Below are 20,579 nucleotides of genomic sequence, written 5' to 3' on the forward strand. Positions count from 1 at the left end.
CAGCCCGGCAGCCTCAACCTCCACCTCCAACAACGGGCAGGCGCCGGCGTCTCGCTGGCGTGGAGCCTGCAGGTCCTGGATCAGGTGCTGGCCGGACTGCAGGCCGCCGCCCTGAGCGACATCATCCACCTCGACATCAAGCCACAGAACATCGTCCTGGACGGCCCTGCCAACATCAGGATCATCGACTGGGGCATGTCCCAACTGCACCAAGCCGGCAAGAGCGTCTCCACGGTATCCCCCGGCGGCACCAAATGGTTCGCCAGCCCCGAGCAGCTCGGCGCCACCGACGCCGCCCCCAGCGGCCTGTCCGACCTGTACGGCGTCGGCGCCCTGGCCTACTGGCTACTGACCGGCCAGGCCCCACTACGACGCGAGATCGAAACCACCATCGGCACCGACGCCGGCGCCGACCTGCTTCAGGTCCGCCACCTGATGCAAGCCGGCACCCGGCCCGAACGCGCCGATCACCTCACCCCGAACGTCCCCGAACACCTCGGCCGGCTCATCGACCAATGGCTCAACTACACCCCCACCAACCGCATCCCACACGGGATGAACCCCACCGCTGCACTCAGCTGGGCACGCACGGCCTTGAGCTGACAACGCCCGTATCCGCATCCCAGTGGGAGACATTGACTGGAAGTGCCCGGCCAGCCGGCCTTCCTCGGGCGTGCGGAGACGTACCCGTTCAGCCGAATGGCTGCGGGCGAACGCGCCGAGGGATTCTGCCTTGGCGCGCCTGCTCTGCTGGTCGTTGCGGGGCCTCTGTAGTCCTTCGCCGTGGGACGGGAGACATGGGTGACGGCGATTCGGATCGCCGTCACCCGGTCGTCGGGATGTTACGCGGTCGGCTGGAGGACGGTGACGCCGTGGCTGGTGTTCGCCGGCTCGACAACCGAGTTCCCAACCAGCCTGATGGTGTACGTGTGTTCGCCGGCCGTGGTCGGCGTATCGGCGAAGCCGAACGACCCGTCGGCGGCGGCAGCCATCTTCACCAGGGCTTTCGAGGTGACGGTGCCATCCGGGCTGACGACCTTGCGTGAGACGGTGATCGTTGTTTGCGGGAAGACGACGCCGTCGGCGCCGAAGGTTCCGCTGAATTCAAGTCGCTCGCCGACGACGCCTGTCGCCGGTCCGGTCACGGTGAGCACCGGGTGATACCGGGCCACCGTGACGGTCACCGAGGCGCCGCGACCCCGGAACCATGAGTTGCCCGGCCAGTACACCTGATACTTGAACGCCCCGATGGACGGCGGGGTGTCGGTGAATTGATAGGTCCCGTCCGCCGCCGTGGTGACCTCCTGGAAGCTGGAGGTGCCGTCGGGGAGCCAACGGTACAGTTCGAGCGTCTGTACGCCGGGCAGCGATCCGGTGCTCAGCGTGAGCCGTCCGCTGAAGGTCAACTGCTTGAATGCGGTCGCCTCGGAGGGAGCCGTCAAGGTCAGTGCGGAGGAGTGGAAGGGCGAAGGCGGCAGCCGCCAGAGGTGCATCCGCCCGGTGTCAGGCTCCTTCAGCACTCCCCAGATGAGTGTGCCGTAGAAGGCGATGCTGCCCGCCACCAACGCCTTCCCCTGGTGGTCGGTCGCGTAGATCACCTCCGCCGTGGTCGCGTCGTACACCACGAGCTCCGCCGTGTCACCCGGAGAGGAGTTCCAGCCGCCCACGACGTAGGCGCCGTCCGGACTGGCCGCGACAGCAGTGGGGAGACCGTGCTCGCTTGACCCGCTGCTGTTGTAGGGACGGGCCTGAGTCAGGGTTGTCGTGTCCCAGGCGTCGAACTGGCGGGCGTCGGCCAACGCCGACAGCGCCGCCGACCCGTCCTCGGTGAGGGCGAGATCCCGCAGGGGCGGCAGCCCGTTCGCGTCTCCGCGGATCTCGCCGCGCGGGGTGGCCGGGGTGGTGCTGATGTCGTACACCCTGACTGCGGCGGGGCTGACTCCCGGCTCCCCAGCCACCAGCGTGTTCCTGGCGATGGCGACCAGCGGAGGCTGGGTCGTGCCCGGCCCGACCCGGACGAGGGTGGGTGTCGTCGCCGACAGAACGAGGCCGACGACACCTCCCTCTCCCGCTTCGCCGCAACCGTATCCGATCCACAGCCGGTCGTAGGACTGCGCCAGAGTCGACGGGCACGGGTACGCGGTGAGGTCGATACGCCTGGTGATGGCGAGCGTGGTGGTGTCGATCTCGATCACTTCATGCGAATCGCGCAGCGCCGCGTACACCTTCCTGCCGGTCTCCGGCGAGGCCAGGGCGACGGCACCGGACAGGCCGGGGATCGTGTTGATGACCTTGCCGTCGATGGACGCGACCATGATCCGATCGTCGGCGGCGACGAAGACCTTGCTGCCGCCCGCCACCACGTCTCCGCCTCTCCCGGCGACGCCGAGGTCGGTGACGATCCCGGCGGCCGCGGCGGCGGGCGCCTGAGCGACGAGCAGGCCCGCCATCAGGAGCAAGGACCCGGTCAAGGCGACTAATCGGCGGGATAGAGGAGCACGGCCAGAGGTTGATGGGCGCACATGCACTCCATTCTGGAGGAGGAGGGGAGAAGCGAGCGCCCCGACATGACTAAGGGACTCGCTTCCGCTGATGATCTCCGTCAATCGAACGTATATTCGCATAGTGTGGCATTGCCGTCTAGGGCACCTTCGGTGTAGTGATTCGAAGGGCGGACCCGTCCCCCGGCCATCACCTATGTCATGACCCACCCGACGGCGGTCAAGACCGCTCTGCCGGCCTACGAGGCGACCCGAACGGCAGCACGCGCGGCCCTCGAAGAGTTTGAGCGAATACGACGACGCCGTGCACCACGAGCGGGAGGCGCTGGCCGCGCAGGCGCGAGCAGCCCGTGACGGAACCGAGCCGGCGGCAGACGTCCCGGCGGACCCCAGGACGCGACGCGATGGGCTTCACGCGGGCCAGCGGTCCGGCACGAGAACACCAGCCTGCTCGCCCAGATGATCGCCGACCTCGAAGCCCGGCTCACCGAACCGGCAGCAGGCTGACCGGGACCACCTGCGCGCCATACAGCCGTCTCGATCCTGACACCGGGCTGACCTGGCCGCGTGTCGGCGTACGGGTTCCGACGCAGCGCCAGGTACGCCAGACGTACACAGGTCGGGATGCTTAGCGCGCCGACCCGGCAGCACCCTTCCGCTACTCACGCTGAGTTATCGGTAGGGTCCGGTCGCACTCGGATCGCGGCAAGAGCGTGCGCCGCGGGCGAAACGCCGCTAAAGATTCCCGTCGCCATCTCTTCAGCCAGGTAGCGGAAAGAACCACTGGCCGCGTCCCGAATGCTTTTCCCAGATCCGTGTGAGCGTTGCCGCCTTCTAAAGCTGCGACGTTAAGCTTTCTGATCAGCATGGCGCCCGCGTCGGACATCGCTCAGGGCCGGTCTGACGGGCGCGACGCGGGCCGGAGGGATCGGCTGCGTCGTGGCGGGAGATTTCTTTGGGACTGTGTCGATCCGCGGGCCGTTCGTTCGACGTGTGGGGTGCGAAGGCCGAGAGGCGGCCCCGCCGAGGAGGAGAACACGATGCCGAAGTACATGCTGATCATGCGGGGCACCGATGAGTCGAACGCGGCCCTGATGGCCGGGTTCGAAGAGTTGGCGGCCACGACTTACCACTACATCGAAGAGCTGGTCAAGGCCGGCGTGTTCGTCGCGGCCGAAGGACTGGACGATGCGGGCCAGGGCGTCGTGGTCGACTTCAGCGGCGAGACCCCGGTGGTCACGGACGGGCCGTACGGCGAGACCAAGGAACTGTTCGGGGGCTACTTCCTGCTCGATGTCGCCTCGAAGCAGGAGGCGGTCGAGTGGGCCAAGCGGGTCCCGTCGGTCACCGGGTCCAAGATCGAGGTCCGGCGGGTGGCCGGGGACGACGAGATGCCGCAGGACAGCGAGGGGTCCGTCGAGGAACGGGCCGGGAGCGAGAGCACCGGCCGGATCTGATGGGTACGGCCGACGTCGAGGCCGTCTGGCGGATCGAGTCGGCGCGGATCGTCGCCGCGCTGACCCGGTTCACCGGCGATTTCGGGCTGGCCGAGGATGCCGCCCAGGAGGCGGTGGCCGAGGCGCTGACGTCGTGGCCGCTCACCTCTCCGGCCAATCCGGCCGGCTGGCTGATGGCCACGGCCCGGCGGCGGGCCATCGACGCGCTCCGCCGCCGGACCGCCCTCCAGGACAGATACGCCCTGCTGGCGGCTGACCCGGTGGTCGACGAGGACATCGACCCCGACCGGATCGACGACGACATCCTGGCGCTGATGTTCGTCAGCTGCCACCCGGTGCTCTCCCCCGAGGCTCGGGTGGCGCTGACCCTGCGCGTGGTCGGCGGTCTGTCCAGCGAGGAGATCGCCCGCGCGTTCCTCGTACCCGTGCCGACCGTCCAGGCCCGCATCACCCGGGCCAAGAAGACGATCGCGGCGGCCGGGGTGCCGTTCGAGCTGCCGCCGGCCGGCGAGCGCCGGGAACGGCTGGGCGGCGTGCTCAGCGTCGTCTACGTGATCTTCACCGAGGGGTCGACAGCCACGTCGGGCGACCGGCTGCTACGCCCCGACGTCGCGTACGAGGCGATCCGGCTGGCCCGCACGCTGGCCGCGCTGCAGCCGGACGAGCCGGAGGTGCACGGTTTGCTCGCGCTGTGCGAGCTGACGGCCGCGCGCTTCCCGGCCCGGACCGGCCCGGATGGTTCGCCGGTCCTGCTGGCGGACCAGGACCGGCGGCGGTGGGACTTCTCGGCGATCCGCCGTGGGCTGGCCGCGCTTGCCAAGGCATCGGCTCGCGGCCTCGGCCCTTACGGCCTGCAGGCCGCGATCGCGGCCGCCCACGCGTCGGCGCCCTCGGTGGAGGCGACCGACTGGGACCGGATCGTGGTGCTCTACGAGGCGCTCGGCCGGATCGCGCCCTCGCCGGTGGTCGAGCTCAACCGGGCCGTCGCCGTGGCCATGGCCTCGGGTCCGGCGCAAGCCCTGGCCATCGTGGACGAGCTGATCGCCTCGGACCGGCTCCCCGGTTCGCATTTGGTTCCGACCGTACGCGGTGAGCTGCTGGCCCGCCTCGGTCGGCGACCGGAGGCGCGCGCCGAGCTGGAGCTGGCGGCCCGGCTGTGCGCCAACCAGCGCGAACGCTCAGTGCTGCTGTGCAAGGCGGCCGCGCTGGGCTGACTTCTCCAGCGCGGCCGGCCGAGATTCGAGCGCGGCCCGGATGCCGTCGATCGCGTCGGCCGATGCTCATCCGAGGTGTTCCGGCGCTGCCGGACGTCCGCTTCTAACCGCGCAGCCGGGTCATCGCCGGGTCGAACAGGGGCTCTTCGGCCACGACGGCGCCCACGCGCCGGTCGAAGTAGCCGATGTGGACGGTCTGGCCAGGGTTCGCGAGCGAGGCGGGCAGCCACGCGTAGGCGATCCCTCTGCCGATCGTGTATCCGTGGGCGGCGCTGGTGACGTAGCCGACCGGCCGCTCGCCGTCGTACACCGGCTCCCTGCCCATGACGACCTCGTCGGTGAGCAGGCAGGTGAGGCGGCGGCCGACCGACTCCTTGCGGGCGAGCAGCGCCTCGCGGCCGATGAAGTCGCCCTTGCCCAGTTTGACGGCGAACCCGAGGCCCGCCTCGTACGGGTCGTGCTCGAAGGTCATGTCGGTGCCGAAGGAGCGGTAGCCCTTCTCCAGGCGCAGGCTGGTGAAGGCGCCCCGGCCGGCGGCGATGACGCCGTGGTCCTGGCCGGCCTCCCACAGGGTGTCCCACAGCTTGAGGCCCATGTCCGCGGTGGTGTAGATCTCCCAGCCGAGCTCGCCGACGTAGGACAGGCGGAGCATGGTGACCGGCACGTTGCCGAGGTGGGCGCGCGTGCCGCGGAAGTAACGCAGCGCGGTCAGGTCGGCGGTGGCCAGCGGCTGGACGAGGTCGCGGGCCTTGGGCCCCCAGAGGCCGATGCAGCAGGTCCCCGGGGTGAGGTCGCGGAGGTACACGTCGGCGGACCGGTGCCGGTCGAACCAGTCGAGGTCGAGGTTGCCGTTGGCGCCGACCTGGAACTCCTGCGGGCCGAGGCGGGCCACGGTGACATCGCTGCGGATGCCGCCGTCGGTGTCGAGCAGCAGGCAGTACGTCACGGAGCCGACGGACTTGTCCACGTCGCCGGTGGTGAGGCGCTGCAGGAAGGCGACGGCTCCCGGGCCGCTGACCTCCAGGCGCTTGAGCGCGGTCATGTCGTACATGGCGACGCTCTCGCGGGTGGCCTGGGCCTCCGCGCCGACGATGGGCGACCAGTAGCGCGCCGCCCAGTCTCCCGGCGTGGGGATGTCGCGGCCCGGCAGCAGCGGGGCGTTGGCGTCGTACCACTGCGGGCGCTCCCAGCCCGACGCCTCCAGGAAGGTCGCGCCGAGCTCCTGCTGCCGGGGGTGGAACGGGCTGGTACGCAGCGGGCGCGGGTCCTCCATCGGCTGGAGCGGGTGGATGATGTCGTAGACCTCGACGTAGTTCTGGCAGCCGCGGGCCAGCACGTAGTCGGGCGCGAGCTGGTGCGGCTCGAACCTGTTGACGTCGCACTCGTGCAGGTCGAACGTCGTGCAGTGGCCGTCGACGAGCCATTCGGCCATCGCCCGGCCGACTCCGGCGGAGTGGGTGACCCAGACGGCCTCGGCCACCCAGAAGCCCTTGACCTCGCGCGACTCGCCCATCAGCGGCAGGTGGTCGCTGGTGAACGAGAACAGCCCGTTGATGCCGTCCTCCACCTTGGCCGAGCGCGTGGAGGGGAGCAGTTCCCGGGTCTGCGTCCAGGCTTCGGCGAAGTCGTCGGGGGTGAAGGTGAGTACGGACGGCATCACCTCGGCGGCATCGACGGACACGATGTCGTCGGAGCTGATCGGCATGGGCCGGTGACCGTAGTAGCCGATGCCGAGCGTGTCGTAGCGCTCGCGGTAGTACAGGTCGGCGTCCTGGTGGCGGAGGATCGGCCGGGAAGCCTCGACGGTCTGGCCCGCCAGGTCGGGCACCTGCCCGGTCCAGGCGAGCTGGTGCGCGAGGGGGGTGAGCGGCAGCTCCATCCCGACCATGCGGGCGACCCGCGGGCCCCAGATCCCGGCGCAGCACACCACGATGTCGGCGGGGATCTCGCCCTGGTCGGTCACCACCGCGGTGACCCGGCCGTCCTCGCTCCTGATGTCCAGCACCTCGTGCCTGCCGAGCACGCGCACGCCGCGCTCCTGTGCCCGCGCGAGCTGCGCGTCGACCGCCTTGACCGCCTTGGCCAGCCCGTCGGTGGGGATGAACAGGCCGCCGAGCACCTTGTCGCGGTCGAGGAGGGAGTGCTTGGCCACGCTCTCCTCCGGGGAGAGCAGGTGGGCCTCGATCCCCCAGGAGGTGGCCCAGCCGTGGCGGCGCCGCAGCTCGGCCAGCCGCTCGGGGGTGGTGGCCACCTCGAGCCCGCCGACCTGGAGGAAGCTGTCCAGCTCGACGAACTTCTCGATGGTGTAGCGGGCCATCTCGGTCATGGTCTTCGATCCGTTGATCTGGAACACCAGACCTGGCGCATGGGAGGAGGAGCCGCCGGTGGCGGGCACGTCTCCCTGATCGACGACCGTGACGCCGGTCCAGCCGCGGGCGGACAGCTCGTCGGCGAGAGCCGCGCCGACCACACCCGCGCCGATGATGACGACGCTCGGGCCCGTCATAGCCACCTCCGTTGTTGCCTAATATGCAACCAAGCGCACTTTCCGCAACAAGCGTCGCTCGCCGCGTTCGGGGTGTCAAGAGTGAGTCGCGCCTTATTCCCTGCGGTTTGCCGGGCCGCGCCGAGCCTGGCCGCCCGCCACCTCCGCACACGCATGCGCCCGGCCCGATCGACGGACGTCGACCGGGCCGGGCGCATGCGGATCTCAGCCGGCGGGCAGCCAGGCCTTGACCTTGTCGGGGTTGTCGGCCACCCACTTGGCGGCCGCCTCATCGGCGGTCATCTTGTCCTCGGCGATGTACTTGGCCACGAGGTTCTGGTCGTCGTTCGTCCAGGTGAAGTTCTTGACCAGCGTGTACGCGGGACTGCCGGAGTCCGCGAACTTCTTGCTCACGATCTTGTCCAGCTCGTACGGCGGATAGTCGCACGCCACCTTGGCCGCGTCGGAGTCACAGCCCTTGGTGTAGGCAGGCAGGTTGACCTTGACCAGCCTGAGCTCCGACAGGAACCACTGCGGCTCGTAGAAGTAGCCCAGGATCGGCTTCTGCTGTTTCTCCGACTGGCGGAAGCTGGTGATGAGCGCGGTCTCGCTGCCCGCGTACACGACCTTGTAGTCGAGCTTGAGGTTCTTCACCAGGGCAGCGTCGTTGGTGACGAACGACGGGTCGCCGTCGAGGAACTGGCCCTTGCCGTCGGACTCGGAGGTCTTGAACAGCGAGGCGTACTTGTTGAGGTTCTTCCAGTCGGTGATGTCCGGGTATTTCTTGGCCATCCATGGCGCCACGTACCAGCCGATGACGCCCTTGTTGCCGGTCGGCCCGGCGGACACGGCGACCTTCTGGTCGTCGATGTACTTCTTCTTGAGATCGTCGTGGGCCCAGTTCTCCACGATGGCGTCGACCTCACCGGTGGCGAAGCCCTGCCAGGCCACCTCCTCCTTCAGGTCCTTCTTGACCACCTTGCAGCCGAGTTGTTTCTCGGCCACCTGCGCGATCACCGCCGCGTTGGCCTCGTAGCCCACCCATGGGTTGACCGCGAGATTGACGGTCCCACAGCTCTTCGCGCCGCCGGCACTGCTGCTCGTGGCGCTCTCGACCTGCCCGACCTTGGCCCCACCGCACGCGCTGAGCAGGAGGCCGGCGCCGGTCACGAGCACGACGGCCCGGACCTTTCCACTCCTGGTTACTGCCACCTGGTCCTCCTGTAGTTCCTCCGGCCGGAACCGGCCGGTGTCGTTCACCTCTGATGAAGCCCGCCGTGCGCGGCGGCGTCCGCCCGCTCGGTGGCGGCCCGTGTGACGCGGTCGAGCACGATGCCGAGCACGACGATCGCGAGCCCGGCGGCCAGCCCCTTGCCTCGCAGCTGGTGCTGCGAGAATCCGGCGACGACGTCGTAGCCGAGCGCTCCCGCGCCGACCAGACCGCCGACGACCACCATGGAGAGCACGTAGATGAGCCCCTGGCTCGTCGCCAGAGTCACGGCGCTGCGTGCCATCGGCAGCTGCACCTTGGAGATGAGCTGCCAGGCACTCGCCCCCGCCGAGGTCGCCGCCTCGACGGTGGTGGCCGAAACCCCCCTGATGCCCTCCGCGACCAGCTTGATCGCGACCGGCGCGGCGAACACCACGGCCGCGATGATCGCGGTGAACCGCGTCGGCCCGAACAGGCCGAGGATGGGCACCAGGTAGACGAAGGCCGGCATGGTCTGGCCGGCGTCCAGCACGGGGCGGAGCAGGGTGTCGACCCGGTCGCTGCGGCCCATCCACACTCCGACGACCATGCCCAGCAGCATGACCAGGACCGTCGCGACGAGCGTCGAGGCCAGCGTGACCATGCTGTCCTGCCAGAGCCCGAGCAGCACCAGCACCAGCAGCCCGACCGTGGCGACCAGCGCGGCCCGCACGCTGCCCACCAGCAGGATGACGACCACAGCCACGGCGGCGACCAGCCACCAGGGCGAGCCCGTCAGCAGTTTCTCGAAGGGGTTGAGCAGCGCGTTGGTGAGCAGGTTCTTCAGCGCGTCCGTGTAGGTGACCAGGCTGTCCTGCACCCACTGGCTCGCGGCGTCGGCCGCGCGGCGTACGTACGGGCCGAGGTTGGCGTCGGCGGGGAACTCCGCCGCCCAGATATAGGTGTAGGACAGGTAGCCGAGCACGGCGGCGACCCCGAGAACGCCCGCCACCTCGACGCGGCGCCCCCGTGCGGTGCGCAGCCGGCCGGCCCGGCGCGCGACCTCCACGCGGCGGCTGGCCGCCGAGGTCACCCGGTCGAGCACCACGGCCATGATGACGATGGCCAGCCCGGCGTTGAACGCGGTGCCCACGTCGAGCGTCTGCAGCGCCTTCAGGACCGTCTGGCCCAGGCCGGGGGCGTCGATGAGCGCCGCGATGGTGGCCATGGACAGGGCGGCCATGATGGTCTGGTTCACCCCGACGATGATCGTCTGTTTGGCCATGGGGAGCCGCACCAGCCTCAGCGCCTGCGCGGGCGTGGCACCCATGGAGGTGCCGGCCTCCAGGGTCTCGGGCGAGACCTGCCGGATGCCGAGCGCGGTGATCCGGATGGCGGGCGGGATCGCGTAGATCATCGTGGCGACCGTCGCGCTGGCCGGGCCGATCAGGAAGAACAGCGTGAGCGGCGCCAGGTAGACGAAGGTCGGCATGGTCTGCATGAAGTCGAGCACCGGGGTCACCAGCCGGTGGAACCGGTCGCTCAGCCCGGCCCACACCCCGAGCGGGATGCCCACGGCCAGCGACAGCACCACGGCGGTCAGCGTGAGCGCCAGCGTGTCCATGCTCTCCTGCCAGAGGCCCAGGACGCCGAAAGAGAGGAATCCGGCGGCGGTGAGCAGCGCCACTTTCCTGTTGCCGTACAGCAGGGCGATGGCGGTCGCCAGGCCGGCCACGCCGAGCCAGCCGAGCACCGGCACCGGCCGGTCGAAGGACGGCTGGCTGATCAGGGCCTGGACGAACCGCACGGCCTCGTCGATGAAGAGCCGGATGTAGTTGATGAAGTAGAGGAAGAACGGGTTGCTGTTGCGGCTGTCGTCGATGGCGTCCATGCCGGTGTTCAGCCCGCCGTGCAGCGGGGTCAGCTCCGCGCCGCCGAGCGCCAGCGTGTCCCGCCCGCGCAGCAGCGCCCAGCCCAGCACCCACACCGCGAGCGTGGCCACGACCAGGTAGCCGCGGGCCGGCAGCCGGGCGGCCACCCGCGCCGCCACCGCGGACACCCTGCCCTCCTTCGCCTGACTCTCCTTCGCCGGTTTCATGGCCACGGTGCCGCGGCTCTGGACGACCTCACCGCGTCCGGTCATGCCTGCGGCCCTCCGGCGATCACTTCGAGAATCTCCGCGCTGGTGACCACGCCGAGCAGCGTCTCCCCGTCCATCACGCGCACCGGCCGCTCGGCCGAGAGCACGGCGTGCACGGCGTCCCTGATGACCACGTCGGGGCCGAGCGTGGGGCCGTCGAGCGGGTCGCCGGGCTGGGCCGGGCGCATGATCCAGCGGAGCGTCAGCACGTCCGAGCGGGGGATGTCACTGACGAAGTCCCTGACGTAGTCGTCGGCCGGCGCGCCCACCACCTGGTCGGGCGTGCCCACCTGGACGAGCTCGCCGTCGCGCATGATGAGGATCCGGTCGCCCAGCTTGAGCGCCTCGCTGAGATCGTGGGTGATGAAGACCATGGTCTTGCCGACCTCGTGGTGCAGCCGGATGACCTCGTTCTGCATCTCGCGCCGGATCAGCGGGTCCAGCGCGGAGAACGGCTCGTCGAACAGGAGCACCTCGGGGTCGGCCGCGAGCGCCCGCGCCAGGCCCACCCGCTGCTGCATGCCGCCGGAGAGCTGGTCGGGGTAGGAGTTCTCGAAGCCGTTGAGACCGACGAGCTCGATCACCTCGCGGGCCCGCGCATAGCGCTCCCGCTTGGAGACCCCGCGGATCTCCAGCCCGAAGGCGACGTTGTGGAGGACGCACCGGTGCGGCAGCAGCCCGAAGTGCTGGAAGACCATGGCCATGCGGTGCCTGCGCAGCTCGCGCAGGCTGCGGTCGTCGGCCTTGCGCACGTCCTCGCCGTCCAGCAGGATCTCGCCCGCCGTGGGTTCGATCAGCCGGGTCAGGCAGCGGACCAGGGTGGACTTGCCCGAGCCGGACAGGCCCATGACGACGAACACCTCGCCCCGCCGCACCTCGAAGGACACGTCGCGGACGGCGGCGACGCAGCCATTCTGCTGCTTGAGCTCGTCGCGGGTGAGCGTGCTGCCGACGACGCTCTCGGCCTTGGGGCCGAACACCTTCCACAGGCCGCGCACGGCGAGGATGGGAGGGGCGTCGATGTCGGGGGCACTACGTTCGGCCACTGACGGCACAGTCATGACCACCTCTTGGTCGTCGGAGCGTCAGTTCGCTGGGAACCACCGCTGGGGTCGCGGGCGGGTGTTCTGCCATACATGTTTGATCTCGCGATATTCGTCCAGGCCGGTCGGTCCGAGCTCGCGGCCGATACCCGACTGTTTGAAGCCACCCCATTCGGCCTGCGGGACGTAGGGGTGGTAGTCGTTGATCCACACCGTGCCGTGCCGCAGCCGTCCCGCGACCCGCTGCGCCTTGCCGGCGTCCTGGGTCCACACGGCGCCCGCCAGGCCGTACTCGGTGTCGTTGGCGAGGCTGACGGCCTCGTCCTCGGTGGTGAAGCGCTCCACGGTCAGCACGGGGCCGAACGACTCCTCGCGCACCACCCGCATGCCCTGCTTGCACGCGTCGAGCACGGTCGGCCGGTAGTAGAAGCCCTCACCGGCCGGCCGGTGGCCACCGCAGCGCAGCACGGCGCCCTCGGCGAGCCCGGCCGCCACGTACTCCTCCACCTTGGCCAGGTGCGCGGCGGAGATGAGCGGGCCGGTCTGGGCCGCCGGGTCGAAGGGGCCGCCGAGGCGGATCAGCTCGGCACGCCGTACGACCTCGTCCACGAACGAGTCGTGCAGCGAGTCCTCCACCAGGAGCCGGGCACCGGCCGAGCACACCTGCCCGGAGTGCAGGAAGACGGCCGTGAGCGCGAAGTCCACCGCCGTGTCGAAGTCGGCGTCGGCGAAGACGATGTTGGGGTTCTTGCCGCCGAGCTCCAGCGCGACCCGCTTGACCGTGGCGGCCGCCGCGGCCATGATCCGCCGCCCGGTGGCCGCGCCGCCGGTGAAGGAGACCAGGTCCACGTCGGGGTGCTCGGCGAGCGGCGCGCCCGCGGCCGGTCCGGCGCCGAGCACGAGGTTGGCGACGCCCGCGGGCAGGCCCGCCTCCTCCAGCGCGCGGATCAGCAGGATCGCGGTGCTCGGGGTCAGCTCGCTCGGCTTGAGCACGAAGGTGTTGCCCGCGGCGAGCGCGGGCGCCACCTTCCACGTCGCCTGCAGCAAGGGGTAGTTCCACGGCGTGATCAGGCCGCACACGCCGACCGGCTCGTAGACGACCCGGCTGATCGCGTCGTCCCGGCCGGTGTCGATCACCCGCCCGGCGTCGGTGCCGGCGACGCCGGCGAAGTAGCGCAGGCTGGCCACGGAGTCGTCGACGTCGTACTCGCTCTCGACGAGCCGCTTGCCGGTCTCGGACGACTCCGCGTGGGCGAAGGCCGCTTTGTCCCGCTCCAGCAGATCGGCCACCCTGTACAGCAGCGCGCCGCGCTCGCGCGCCGGCGTGCCGGGCCAGTCGCCCAGGTCGAAGGCGCGCCGGGCGGCCAGGATCGCGGCCACCGTGTCGGCCGCGGTGGCTTCGGCGACCGTGGTGACGAGGCTGCCGTCGGCAGGGCAGCGGATGTCGCGTCGTCCACCGTCGGCCGGCTCGGTCCACGTGCCGCCGATGTAGAGATCGATCATCGGCACACCCCTGATCGTTGCGTATCGCGCAAGACAATGCTTAGTGGGGAACAGCATTGACGGGCTTGCTCGAATAAGTCAAGAGGTGGCCGACATCACAGCCGGAATCCTTGCCCGGTGATTCCGCAGCTCCATGCTTCGCCCTCTTGACTGGACGGCATCCAGGCATACACCCTGTTGCGCATACAACGCCGCTTTGCGCCATACGCAACACTAGGAGGTGTGATGTCTCCCCGGCCCGATCCTGGACGCGAGTTCATCCTCACGGTCTCCTGCTCCGACAAACCAGGCATCGTGTACGCCGTGACCAGCTTCCTGGTGCAGCACGGCGGCAACATGCTGCAGAGCAAGCAGTTCAACGACCGCCAAGGCGGCGGCTTCTTCATGCGCGTGCACTTCGCGGCCCAGCACGGGCTCGAGGAGCTGCGCGCCGGCTTCACCTACGTCGCCGAGTCCTTCCAGATGACCTGGCAGCTCAAGGACGCCGCGACCCCCACCAGGTCGCTCATCATGGTGTCGAAGTTCGGTCACTGCGTGAACGACCTGCTCTTCCGTCGTCAGGTGGGCGGGCTGAACATCGACATCCCCGCGATCGTCTCCAACCACCCCGACCTCGAACCGCTGGCCGCCTCCTACGGCGTGCCCTTCCACCACGTGCCGGTCACGCCCCAGAGCAAGGCCGAGGCCGAGGCCAGGGTGCTGGAGCTGGTGGCGGAGTACGAGGCGGACCTGGTGGTGCTCGCCCGCTACATGCAGGTCCTGTCGGACGACATGTGCAAGCGGCTCGAGGGCCGGGCCATCAACATCCACCACTCGTTCCTGCCGGGGTTCAAGGGCGCCAAGCCGTACCACCAGGCGCACGAGCGCGGGGTGAAGCTCATCGGCGCGACCGCGCACTACGTCACGGCCGACCTCGACGAGGGGCCGATCATCGAGCAGGACGTGGCCAGGGTGGACCACGAGCTGGACCCCGAGGACCTGATCGCGGCGGGCCGGGACGTCGAGGCCCAGGTGCTCGCCCGGGCCGTGAAGTGGCACAGCGAGCAGCGGGTGCTGCTCAACGGCGACCGCACGGTGGTCTTCCGCTGAAGACTCGGCTGGAGGCGGTGGGGGCGTGCGGCGGCCCCCACCGCCTCTTTTCACTTGCCGGTGGCGCGGCTCCTCACGCGCGGTGCCGGTAGAACTCGGTCGTCTCGGGCGCGAGCGGGGTGTTGCCGAGGATCAGGTCGGCCGCCTTCTCCGCCAGCATCATGACCGGCGCGTAGATGTTGCCGTTGGTCACGTAGGGCATGGCCGAGGCGTCCACCACGCGCAGCCCGTCCAGGCCGTGTACGCGCATGGTCTCCGGGTCGACCACCGACAGCTCGTCGGTGCCCATCCGGGCCGTGCACGAGGGGTGCAGAGCCGTCTCCCCGTCCTTGGCGACCCAGTCCAGGATCTCCTCGTCGGTCTCTACGGACGGCCCGGGTGACAGCTCTCCGGTGCTGAACTCGGCCAGGGCGGGCGCGCCGAGGATGGCGCGGGTCACCCTGATGGCCTCCACCCACTCCCGCCGGTCCTGCTCGGTGGACAGGTAGTTGAAGCGCAGGGCGGGGTGCTGCCGCGGGTCGGCATTCTTGATCTTGACCGAACCGCGGGCGTCGGAGTACATCGGCCCGACGTGCACCTGGTAGCCGTGCCCGCCCGCCGGCGCCGAGCCGTCGTAGCGCACGGCGATGGGCAGGAAGTGGAACATCAGGTTGGGGTAGTCGACGTCGTCGTTGCCGCGTACGAAGCCGCCCGCCTCGAAGTGGTTGGTCGCCCCCGGCCCCCTGCGCGCGAACAGCCACTGCGCGCCGATCCAGGGATGGCGCCACTTCTGCAGGTTCGGCTGCATGGTGACCGGCTTGGCGCAGCCGTGCTGGATGTAGACCTCAAGGTGGTCCTGCAGGTTCTCGCCGACGCCCGGCAGGTCGTGCACCACGTCGACGCCGAGGGCGGCCAGCTCCCCCGCGTTGCCGACGCCGGAGAGCTGCAGCAACTGGGGCGAGTTGATCGCGCCGCCGGAGAGGATGACCTCCTTGGCGCGTACGGTGCCGCCGTCGTACTCCACGCCGACCGCCCGTGTGCCCTCGAAGAGGATCCTCGTCACGAACGCGCGGGTCTTGACCGTAAGGTTCGGGCGCTTCAGCACAGGGTGCAGGTACGCCCGCGCGGCGCTGAGCCGGCGGCCCCGCCGGATGTTGCGGTCGAAGCGGGCGAAGCCCTCCTGGCGGTAGCCGTTGACGTCGTCCGTGAGCGGGTAGCCGGCCTGCTGGACGGCCTCGAAGAACGCCCCGAACAGGGGGCTGCTCGCGGGCCCGCGCTCCAGCGCCAGCGGCCCGTCGTGGCCGCGGAAGGGGGTGCCGGGGTCGGCCAGGCAGTTCTCCATCCGCTTGAAGTACGGCAGGCAGTGCGCGTAGTCCCAGCTCTTCATGCCCGGATCGGCGCCCCAGCGCTCGTAGTCGAGGGGGTTGCCGCGCTGGAAGATCATGCCGTTGATGCTGCTGGAGCCGCCGAGCACCTTCCCGCGGGCGTGATAGATCCGCCGGCCATGCATGTACGGCTCGGGCTCGGACTCGTACCGCCAGTCGTAGAAACGGTTGCCGATGGGAAAGGGCAGGGCCGCGGGCATGTGGATGAACACGTCCCACGGATAGTCCGAACGGCCGGCCTCCAGGACCAGAACCTGCGTGGCGGGGTCCGCGGAGAGCCTGTTGGCCAGGGCGCACCCCGCCGAGCCGCCCCCGACGATGACGAAGTCGTATTGCAGTGGCGTCATAGGTGCCTCGTCTCATCACACGTTTCACCAAATCGTAGCGCTATACGCACCGCGTTTCACTAGCCGCAACAAAAGATCTTTTGGCATTGCGGATCGACGGAGTTCCCTGGAGCACTTACAGTTTCGCTATGAGCAACGATTCGGGCAGTGGAGGCGTACAGTCAGTCGACAGAGCGATCAGCGTGCTGGAGATCCTCTCCCAGCGCGGCGAGGCCGGCGTGAGCGAGGTAGCCGCCGAGATCGACGTGCACAAGTCGACGGCCTTCCGGCTGCTCGGCGCGCTCGAGGCCCGCGGTCTGGTGGAGCAGGCCGAGGACCGCGGCAAGTACCGTCTGGGCTTCGGCATCATCCGGCTGGCCGGCGGGGTCAGCACGCAGATGGACATCACCGGCCGCGCCCGGCCGATCTGCCACCGGCTGGCCGCGGAGATCGGCGAGACGGTGAACATCGCCGTGCTCCGCTCCGCCCACGCGGTCAACCTCGACCAGGTGCGCGGCCCCTCGGCGATCACCACCTACAACTGGGTCGGCCAGATCACCCCGCTGCACGCCACCTCCAGCGGCAAGGTGCTGCTCGCCTACCTGGACGACGGCGAACGCGCCCGGCTGCTGTCGGACGGCGAGCTGGAGAGCTTCACGCCCAAGACGATGGTCGACGCCGACGCGCTGGAGCTGCAGCTCGCGCAGACGCGGCAGACGGGCTACGCCTACTGCCTGGAGGAGCTCGAAGAGGGGCTGAACGCCATGGCCGCGCCCATCCGCTCCTATCACGGCGAGGTCGTGGCCGCGATCAGCGTCTCGGGGCCGGCCTACCGCTTCACCGTCGAGCGCATCCACGAACTCGCCCCCGACCTCGTCAGCGGAGCCGACGAGATCAGCCGCCGGCTGGGCTACGCGGACCGGCCCTGAGCAGCCGGATCACCACGCTCTTCGAGGTCGGGGTGTTGGACGTCTCGGCCACCGAGTCGAGCGGCACCAGCACGTTCGTCTCCGGGAAGTAGGCCGCGCAGCAGCCTCGGGCCGTGGGGTAGGCGATCGCCCTGAACCCCCTGGCCGTACGTTCGCCGTCGGGCCACTCGCTGACCAGGTCCACCAGGTCGCCGTCGGCCAGCTCGCGCTCGGCCAGGTCGTCCGGGTGTACGAAGATCACCCGGCGGCCCGCCTTGACCCCGCGGTAGCGGTCGTCGAGCCCGTAGATCGTGGTGTTGTACTGGTCGTGGCTGCGGACGGTCTGCAGCAGCAGCCGGCCGGGCGGCACCCGCAGCACCTCCAGCTCGTTGACGGTGAAGTTGGCCTTCCCCGTCGCGGTGGGGAAGCGGCGCTCGTCCCTCGGCGCGTTGGGCAGCGCGAACCCGGCGGGCGCCCGCGCGTTGAAGTCCTCGAAGCCGGGGACGACCCGCGCGATGCGGTCCCTGATCGCACCGTAGTCGCGCTCGAACTCCGCCCACGGCACGTGCGGGTCGTCGGCGAAGAGCGCGCGTGCCAGCCGGCTGACCACGGCCACCTCCGGCAGCAGGTCCGGGGAGCCGGGCTTGAGCCTGCCCCGGGAGGCGTGGACGAGCCCCATCGAGTCCTCGACGGTCACGTAGCCGCCGGGATCGCGCTCGGTGCGCCCGAGCACCGGCAGGATCAGCGCCTCCTCGCCGCAGACCGCGTGGGAGCGGTTGAGCTTGGTGGACACCTGCACGGTCAGCCTGGTACGGCGCAGCGCGGCCTCCGTCACGTCACTGTCGGGCGTGGCCCGGACGAAGTTGCCGCCCATGCCGAAGAAGACCTTGGCCGTCCCGTCACGCATGGCACGGATCGCGTCGACCGTGTCGAGGCCGTGGCGGCGGGGCGGTTCGAAACCGAACTCCGCGCGCAGCGCGTCGAGAAAGGCCGCGGACGGCTTCTCGTAGATGCCCATCGTCCGGTCGCCCTGCACGTTGGAGTGGCCGCGCACCGGGCACACGCCCGCCCCGCTCCGGCCGACGTTGCCGCGCAGCAGCAGGAAGTTGACCACCTCCCTGATCGTCGCCACGGAGTTGCGGTGCTGGGTGAGGCCCATGGCCCAGCAGACGACGACCGAGCGGGCCGTACGGACCTCGCGCGCCGTCTCCTCCAGCTCCGCCCGGGTCAGGCCCGTCGCCTCGAGGACCCTCTCCCAGTCGAGCGCGCGCAGGTGCTTCTCCCACGCCTCGAACCCGTACGTGTGCTCGTCGATGAAGGCCCGGTCGGCACTGTCGAGGAGCAGCAGGGACAGCGCCTGGAACAGCGCCATGTCACCGTTGAGCCGGATCTGCAGGAACCGGTCGGCCAGCGCGGTGCCGCGGCCCGCCCCGGAGGGGCGCTGCGGGTTCTTGAAGCGCAGCAGGCCCGCCTCGGGCAGCGGGTTGACCGCGATGATCCGCGCCCCGCCGCGCTTGGCCCGCTCCAGCGCGGTGAGCATGCGGGGGTGGTTGGTGCCGGGGTTCTGGCCCACCACGAAGATGAGCTCGGCCCGGTGCAGGTCCTCCAGCGACACCGTGCCCTTGCCGATTCCCAGCGTCTCGGTCAGGGCCGAGCCGCTGGACTCGTGGCACATGTTGGAGCAGTCGGGCAGGTTGTTGGTGCCGAACCTGCGCACGAGGAGCTGGTAGGCGAAGGCCGCCTCGTTGGAGGTGCGGCCGGAGGTGTAGAAGACGGCCTCGTCGGGGCTGTCGAGGGCGCGCAACTCCCTGGCGATGATCTCGAACGCCCGCGACCAGGTGATCGGCTGGTAGTGCTCCGCGCCGGGCGGCTTGTGCATCGGCTCGGTCAGCCGGCCCTGCTTGCCGAGCCAGTGGTCACTGCGGACGGCCAGGTCCGCCACCGGGTGCGCGGCGAAGAACTCCCGCCCGACCCGGCGCGTGGTGGCCTCCTCGGCGACGGCCTTCGCGCCGTTCTCGCAGAACTCGGCGGGGCTGCGGTGCTCGCCCTCGGGCCAGGCGCAGCCGGGACAGTCGAAGCCGTCCTTCTGGTTCACCCGCAGCAGCGTGCGCGCGGTGCGCGCGACGCCCATCTCGCGATGGGCGATCTCCAGCGCGTGCCCCACGGCGGGCAGCCCGCCCGCCCACTCCTTGGGCGGGCCGACCCTCAGCCCCTCGTCTTCGTTCTCGCCCGTCACCATCAGCCGATCCGGTCCTGGACCCACTCGTGGAAGGCGCCGATGTGGTGCTCGCTGGGCACCAGCACGCCGCCCTCGCGGTACGTACGTGAGCTCATGGCGGGCTGGCAGCGCTCGCAGGCGTCGAAGTCCTGCTCGTTGACGCGGTGGAAGAGCTCGACCGACTTGTCCAGGTCCTTGCCCGCGGCCACCACGTCGGGCAGGTAGAGCCAGTCGCATTCGACCACCGTGCGATCGACCGCGAGCGGGAACATGCGGTGCAGGATCACGTGATCGGGCACCAGGTTGATGAAGACCTGCGGCTTGATGGTGATGGCGTAGTAGCGCCGGTCCTGGTCCTCGGTCACGCCGGGGATGCGGCTGAGCCCGGCCGAGCCGTCGACGGTGAAGCCCTCGATCCGCTCGCCGAACTCCGCGCCGTGGCCGACGAAGTACTGGGCGGCGAACCCATCGGCGAACTCGGGCAGCACCTCGGTCAGCTCGGGGTGGATCGTGGCGCAGTGGTAGCACTCCATGAAGTTCTCGACGATGAGCTTCCAGTTGGCCTTGACGTCGTAGACGATCCGCCGGCCCACCGACAATCCGGCCACGTCGTAGTTGTCGATCAGGTCCAGCGCGCCCAGCCGCTCGGCCACCGCCCCCTGCACGTCCCGCTCGAACGGCGGCGGCTCGTCGGCCAGGCACACCCACACGTAGCCGAGCCACTCGCGCACGTGCGCCTTGACCAGCCCGTACCGCACCCGGTCCAGGTCGGCCATCTTGGTCAGGTTGGGCGCCGCGATCAGCTTGCCGTCGAGGTCGTAGGTCCACGCGTGATACGCGCACTGGAAGGCCCGCTTGACCTCGCCCGACTCCTCCGTGCACAAGGTGGCGCCACGGTGGCGGCAGACGTTGAAGAAGGCGCGGACCGACCCGTCGCGTGCCCGGCTGATGAGCATGCTCTCGGTGCCGACCTGCACCGTCTTGAAGGCACCCGGTTTGGGCAGGTCGGACGAGCGCACCGCGCAGAACCACATCGTCTCGAAGATGTTCCGCTGCTCCAGCGCGAAGATCTCCGGATCGGTGTAGAAGCGGCCCGGGAGGGTGGGGATCACGCTGGAGGTGGTTGAAGTGGTCACGGGACT

14 protein-coding genes are annotated in these 20,579 nt (G+C 69.9%); 5 read left to right on the plus strand and 9 right to left on the minus strand.

All coding sequences use genetic code 11. The features are described 5' to 3' along the window. The coding region (locus tag KLK06_RS53590) for a protein kinase (protein WP_214643603.1) at nt 1-603 on the plus strand (603 nt) is incomplete at its 5' end. A 239-nt stretch (nt 604-842) separates the two neighbouring features. On the opposite strand, the gene KLK06_RS53595 is transcribed toward KLK06_RS53590, so the two are convergent. After that, nucleotides 843-2,471, minus strand: a complete 1,629-nt coding sequence (locus tag KLK06_RS53595) for a YncE family protein (RefSeq protein WP_214643604.1) — start codon at nt 2,469-2,471, stop codon at nt 843-845. A 1,070-nt stretch (nt 2,472-3,541) separates the two neighbouring features. Here KLK06_RS53595 and KLK06_RS53600 point away from each other — a divergent pair. Both KLK06_RS53600 and KLK06_RS53605 read left to right on the plus strand, forming a co-directional pair. After that, nucleotides 3,542-3,958 (plus strand): YciI family protein, encoded by a 417-nt coding sequence (locus KLK06_RS53600; RefSeq protein ID WP_214643605.1) that lies wholly within the window; start codon nt 3,542-3,544, stop codon nt 3,956-3,958. Beyond that, a complete protein-coding gene (locus KLK06_RS53605; protein ID WP_214643606.1) occupies nt 3,958-5,172 on the plus strand; it encodes an RNA polymerase sigma factor in 1,215 nt (404 codons plus the stop codon). The genes KLK06_RS53600 and KLK06_RS53605 overlap by 1 nt, the downstream gene beginning before the upstream one ends. A 103-nt stretch (nt 5,173-5,275) precedes the next feature. Here the strand turns inward: KLK06_RS53605 and KLK06_RS53610 are convergent, their stop codons facing one another. The 5 genes from KLK06_RS53610 to KLK06_RS53630 all read right to left on the minus strand — a co-directional run bounded on the left by KLK06_RS53610 (nt 5,276) and on the right by KLK06_RS53630 (nt 13,532). Beyond that, nucleotides 5,276-7,678 (minus strand): FAD-dependent oxidoreductase, encoded by a 2,403-nt coding sequence (locus KLK06_RS53610; RefSeq protein WP_214643607.1) that lies wholly within the window; start codon nt 7,676-7,678, stop codon nt 5,276-5,278. A gap of 204 nt (nt 7,679-7,882) precedes the next feature. After that, a complete protein-coding gene (locus KLK06_RS53615; RefSeq protein ID WP_308168903.1) occupies nt 7,883-8,869 on the minus strand; it encodes an ABC transporter substrate-binding protein in 987 nt (328 codons plus the stop codon). Between the two features lie 44 nt (nt 8,870-8,913). After that, complete coding sequence (locus KLK06_RS53620) at nt 8,914-10,989, minus strand: ABC transporter permease subunit (RefSeq protein ID WP_214643608.1); 2,076 nt, start codon at nt 10,987-10,989, stop codon at nt 8,914-8,916. After that, nucleotides 10,986-12,047, minus strand: coding sequence for a glycine betaine/L-proline ABC transporter ATP-binding protein (locus tag KLK06_RS53625; protein ID WP_214643609.1), 1,062 nt, complete (start codon nt 12,045-12,047; stop codon nt 10,986-10,988). Before KLK06_RS53625 ends, KLK06_RS53620 begins: the two co-directional genes overlap by 4 nt. A gap of 24 nt (nt 12,048-12,071) precedes the next feature. Beyond that, the gene (locus tag KLK06_RS53630) at nt 12,072-13,532 is read right to left on the minus strand and encodes an aldehyde dehydrogenase family protein (protein WP_250907481.1); all 1,461 of its coding nucleotides are present in this window, start codon (nt 13,530-13,532) and stop codon (nt 12,072-12,074) included. Between the two features lie 225 nt (nt 13,533-13,757). On the opposite strand from KLK06_RS53630, the gene purU reads away from it, so the two are divergent. After that, a complete protein-coding gene (gene purU / locus KLK06_RS53635; protein ID WP_214643611.1) occupies nt 13,758-14,621 on the plus strand; it encodes a formyltetrahydrofolate deformylase in 864 nt (287 codons plus the stop codon). Nucleotides 14,622-14,694: 73 nt separating this feature from the next. On the opposite strand, the gene betA is transcribed toward purU, so the two are convergent. After that, the gene (gene betA, locus KLK06_RS53640) at nt 14,695-16,332 is read right to left on the minus strand and encodes a choline dehydrogenase (RefSeq protein ID WP_214643612.1); all 1,638 of its coding nucleotides are present in this window, start codon (nt 16,330-16,332) and stop codon (nt 14,695-14,697) included. 128 nt (nt 16,333-16,460) lie between these two features. On the opposite strand from betA, the gene KLK06_RS53645 reads away from it, so the two are divergent. After that, nucleotides 16,461-17,240 (plus strand): IclR family transcriptional regulator, encoded by a 780-nt coding sequence (locus KLK06_RS53645; protein WP_214643613.1) that lies wholly within the window; start codon nt 16,461-16,463, stop codon nt 17,238-17,240. Here KLK06_RS53645 and KLK06_RS53650 read toward each other — a convergent pair. Together KLK06_RS53650 and KLK06_RS53655 are read right to left on the minus strand one after the other, a co-directional pair. After that, nucleotides 17,206-19,458: an FdhF/YdeP family oxidoreductase gene (locus tag KLK06_RS53650; protein ID WP_214643614.1), complete on the minus strand. Its 2,253-nt coding sequence runs from the start codon at nt 19,456-19,458 to the stop codon at nt 17,206-17,208. The two genes, KLK06_RS53645 and KLK06_RS53650, sit on opposite strands and share 35 nt — an antisense overlap. Next, nucleotides 19,458-20,573 (minus strand): aromatic ring-hydroxylating dioxygenase subunit alpha, encoded by a 1,116-nt coding sequence (locus KLK06_RS53655; protein ID WP_308168906.1) that lies wholly within the window; start codon nt 20,571-20,573, stop codon nt 19,458-19,460. Before KLK06_RS53655 ends, KLK06_RS53650 begins: the two co-directional genes overlap by 1 nt. Nucleotides 20,574-20,579 lie beyond the last annotated feature (6 nt).

It is taken from the genome of Nonomuraea sp. NEAU-A123 (genome assembly GCF_018603905.1).
Taxonomy (GTDB): domain Bacteria; phylum Actinomycetota; class Actinomycetes; order Streptosporangiales; family Streptosporangiaceae; genus Nonomuraea.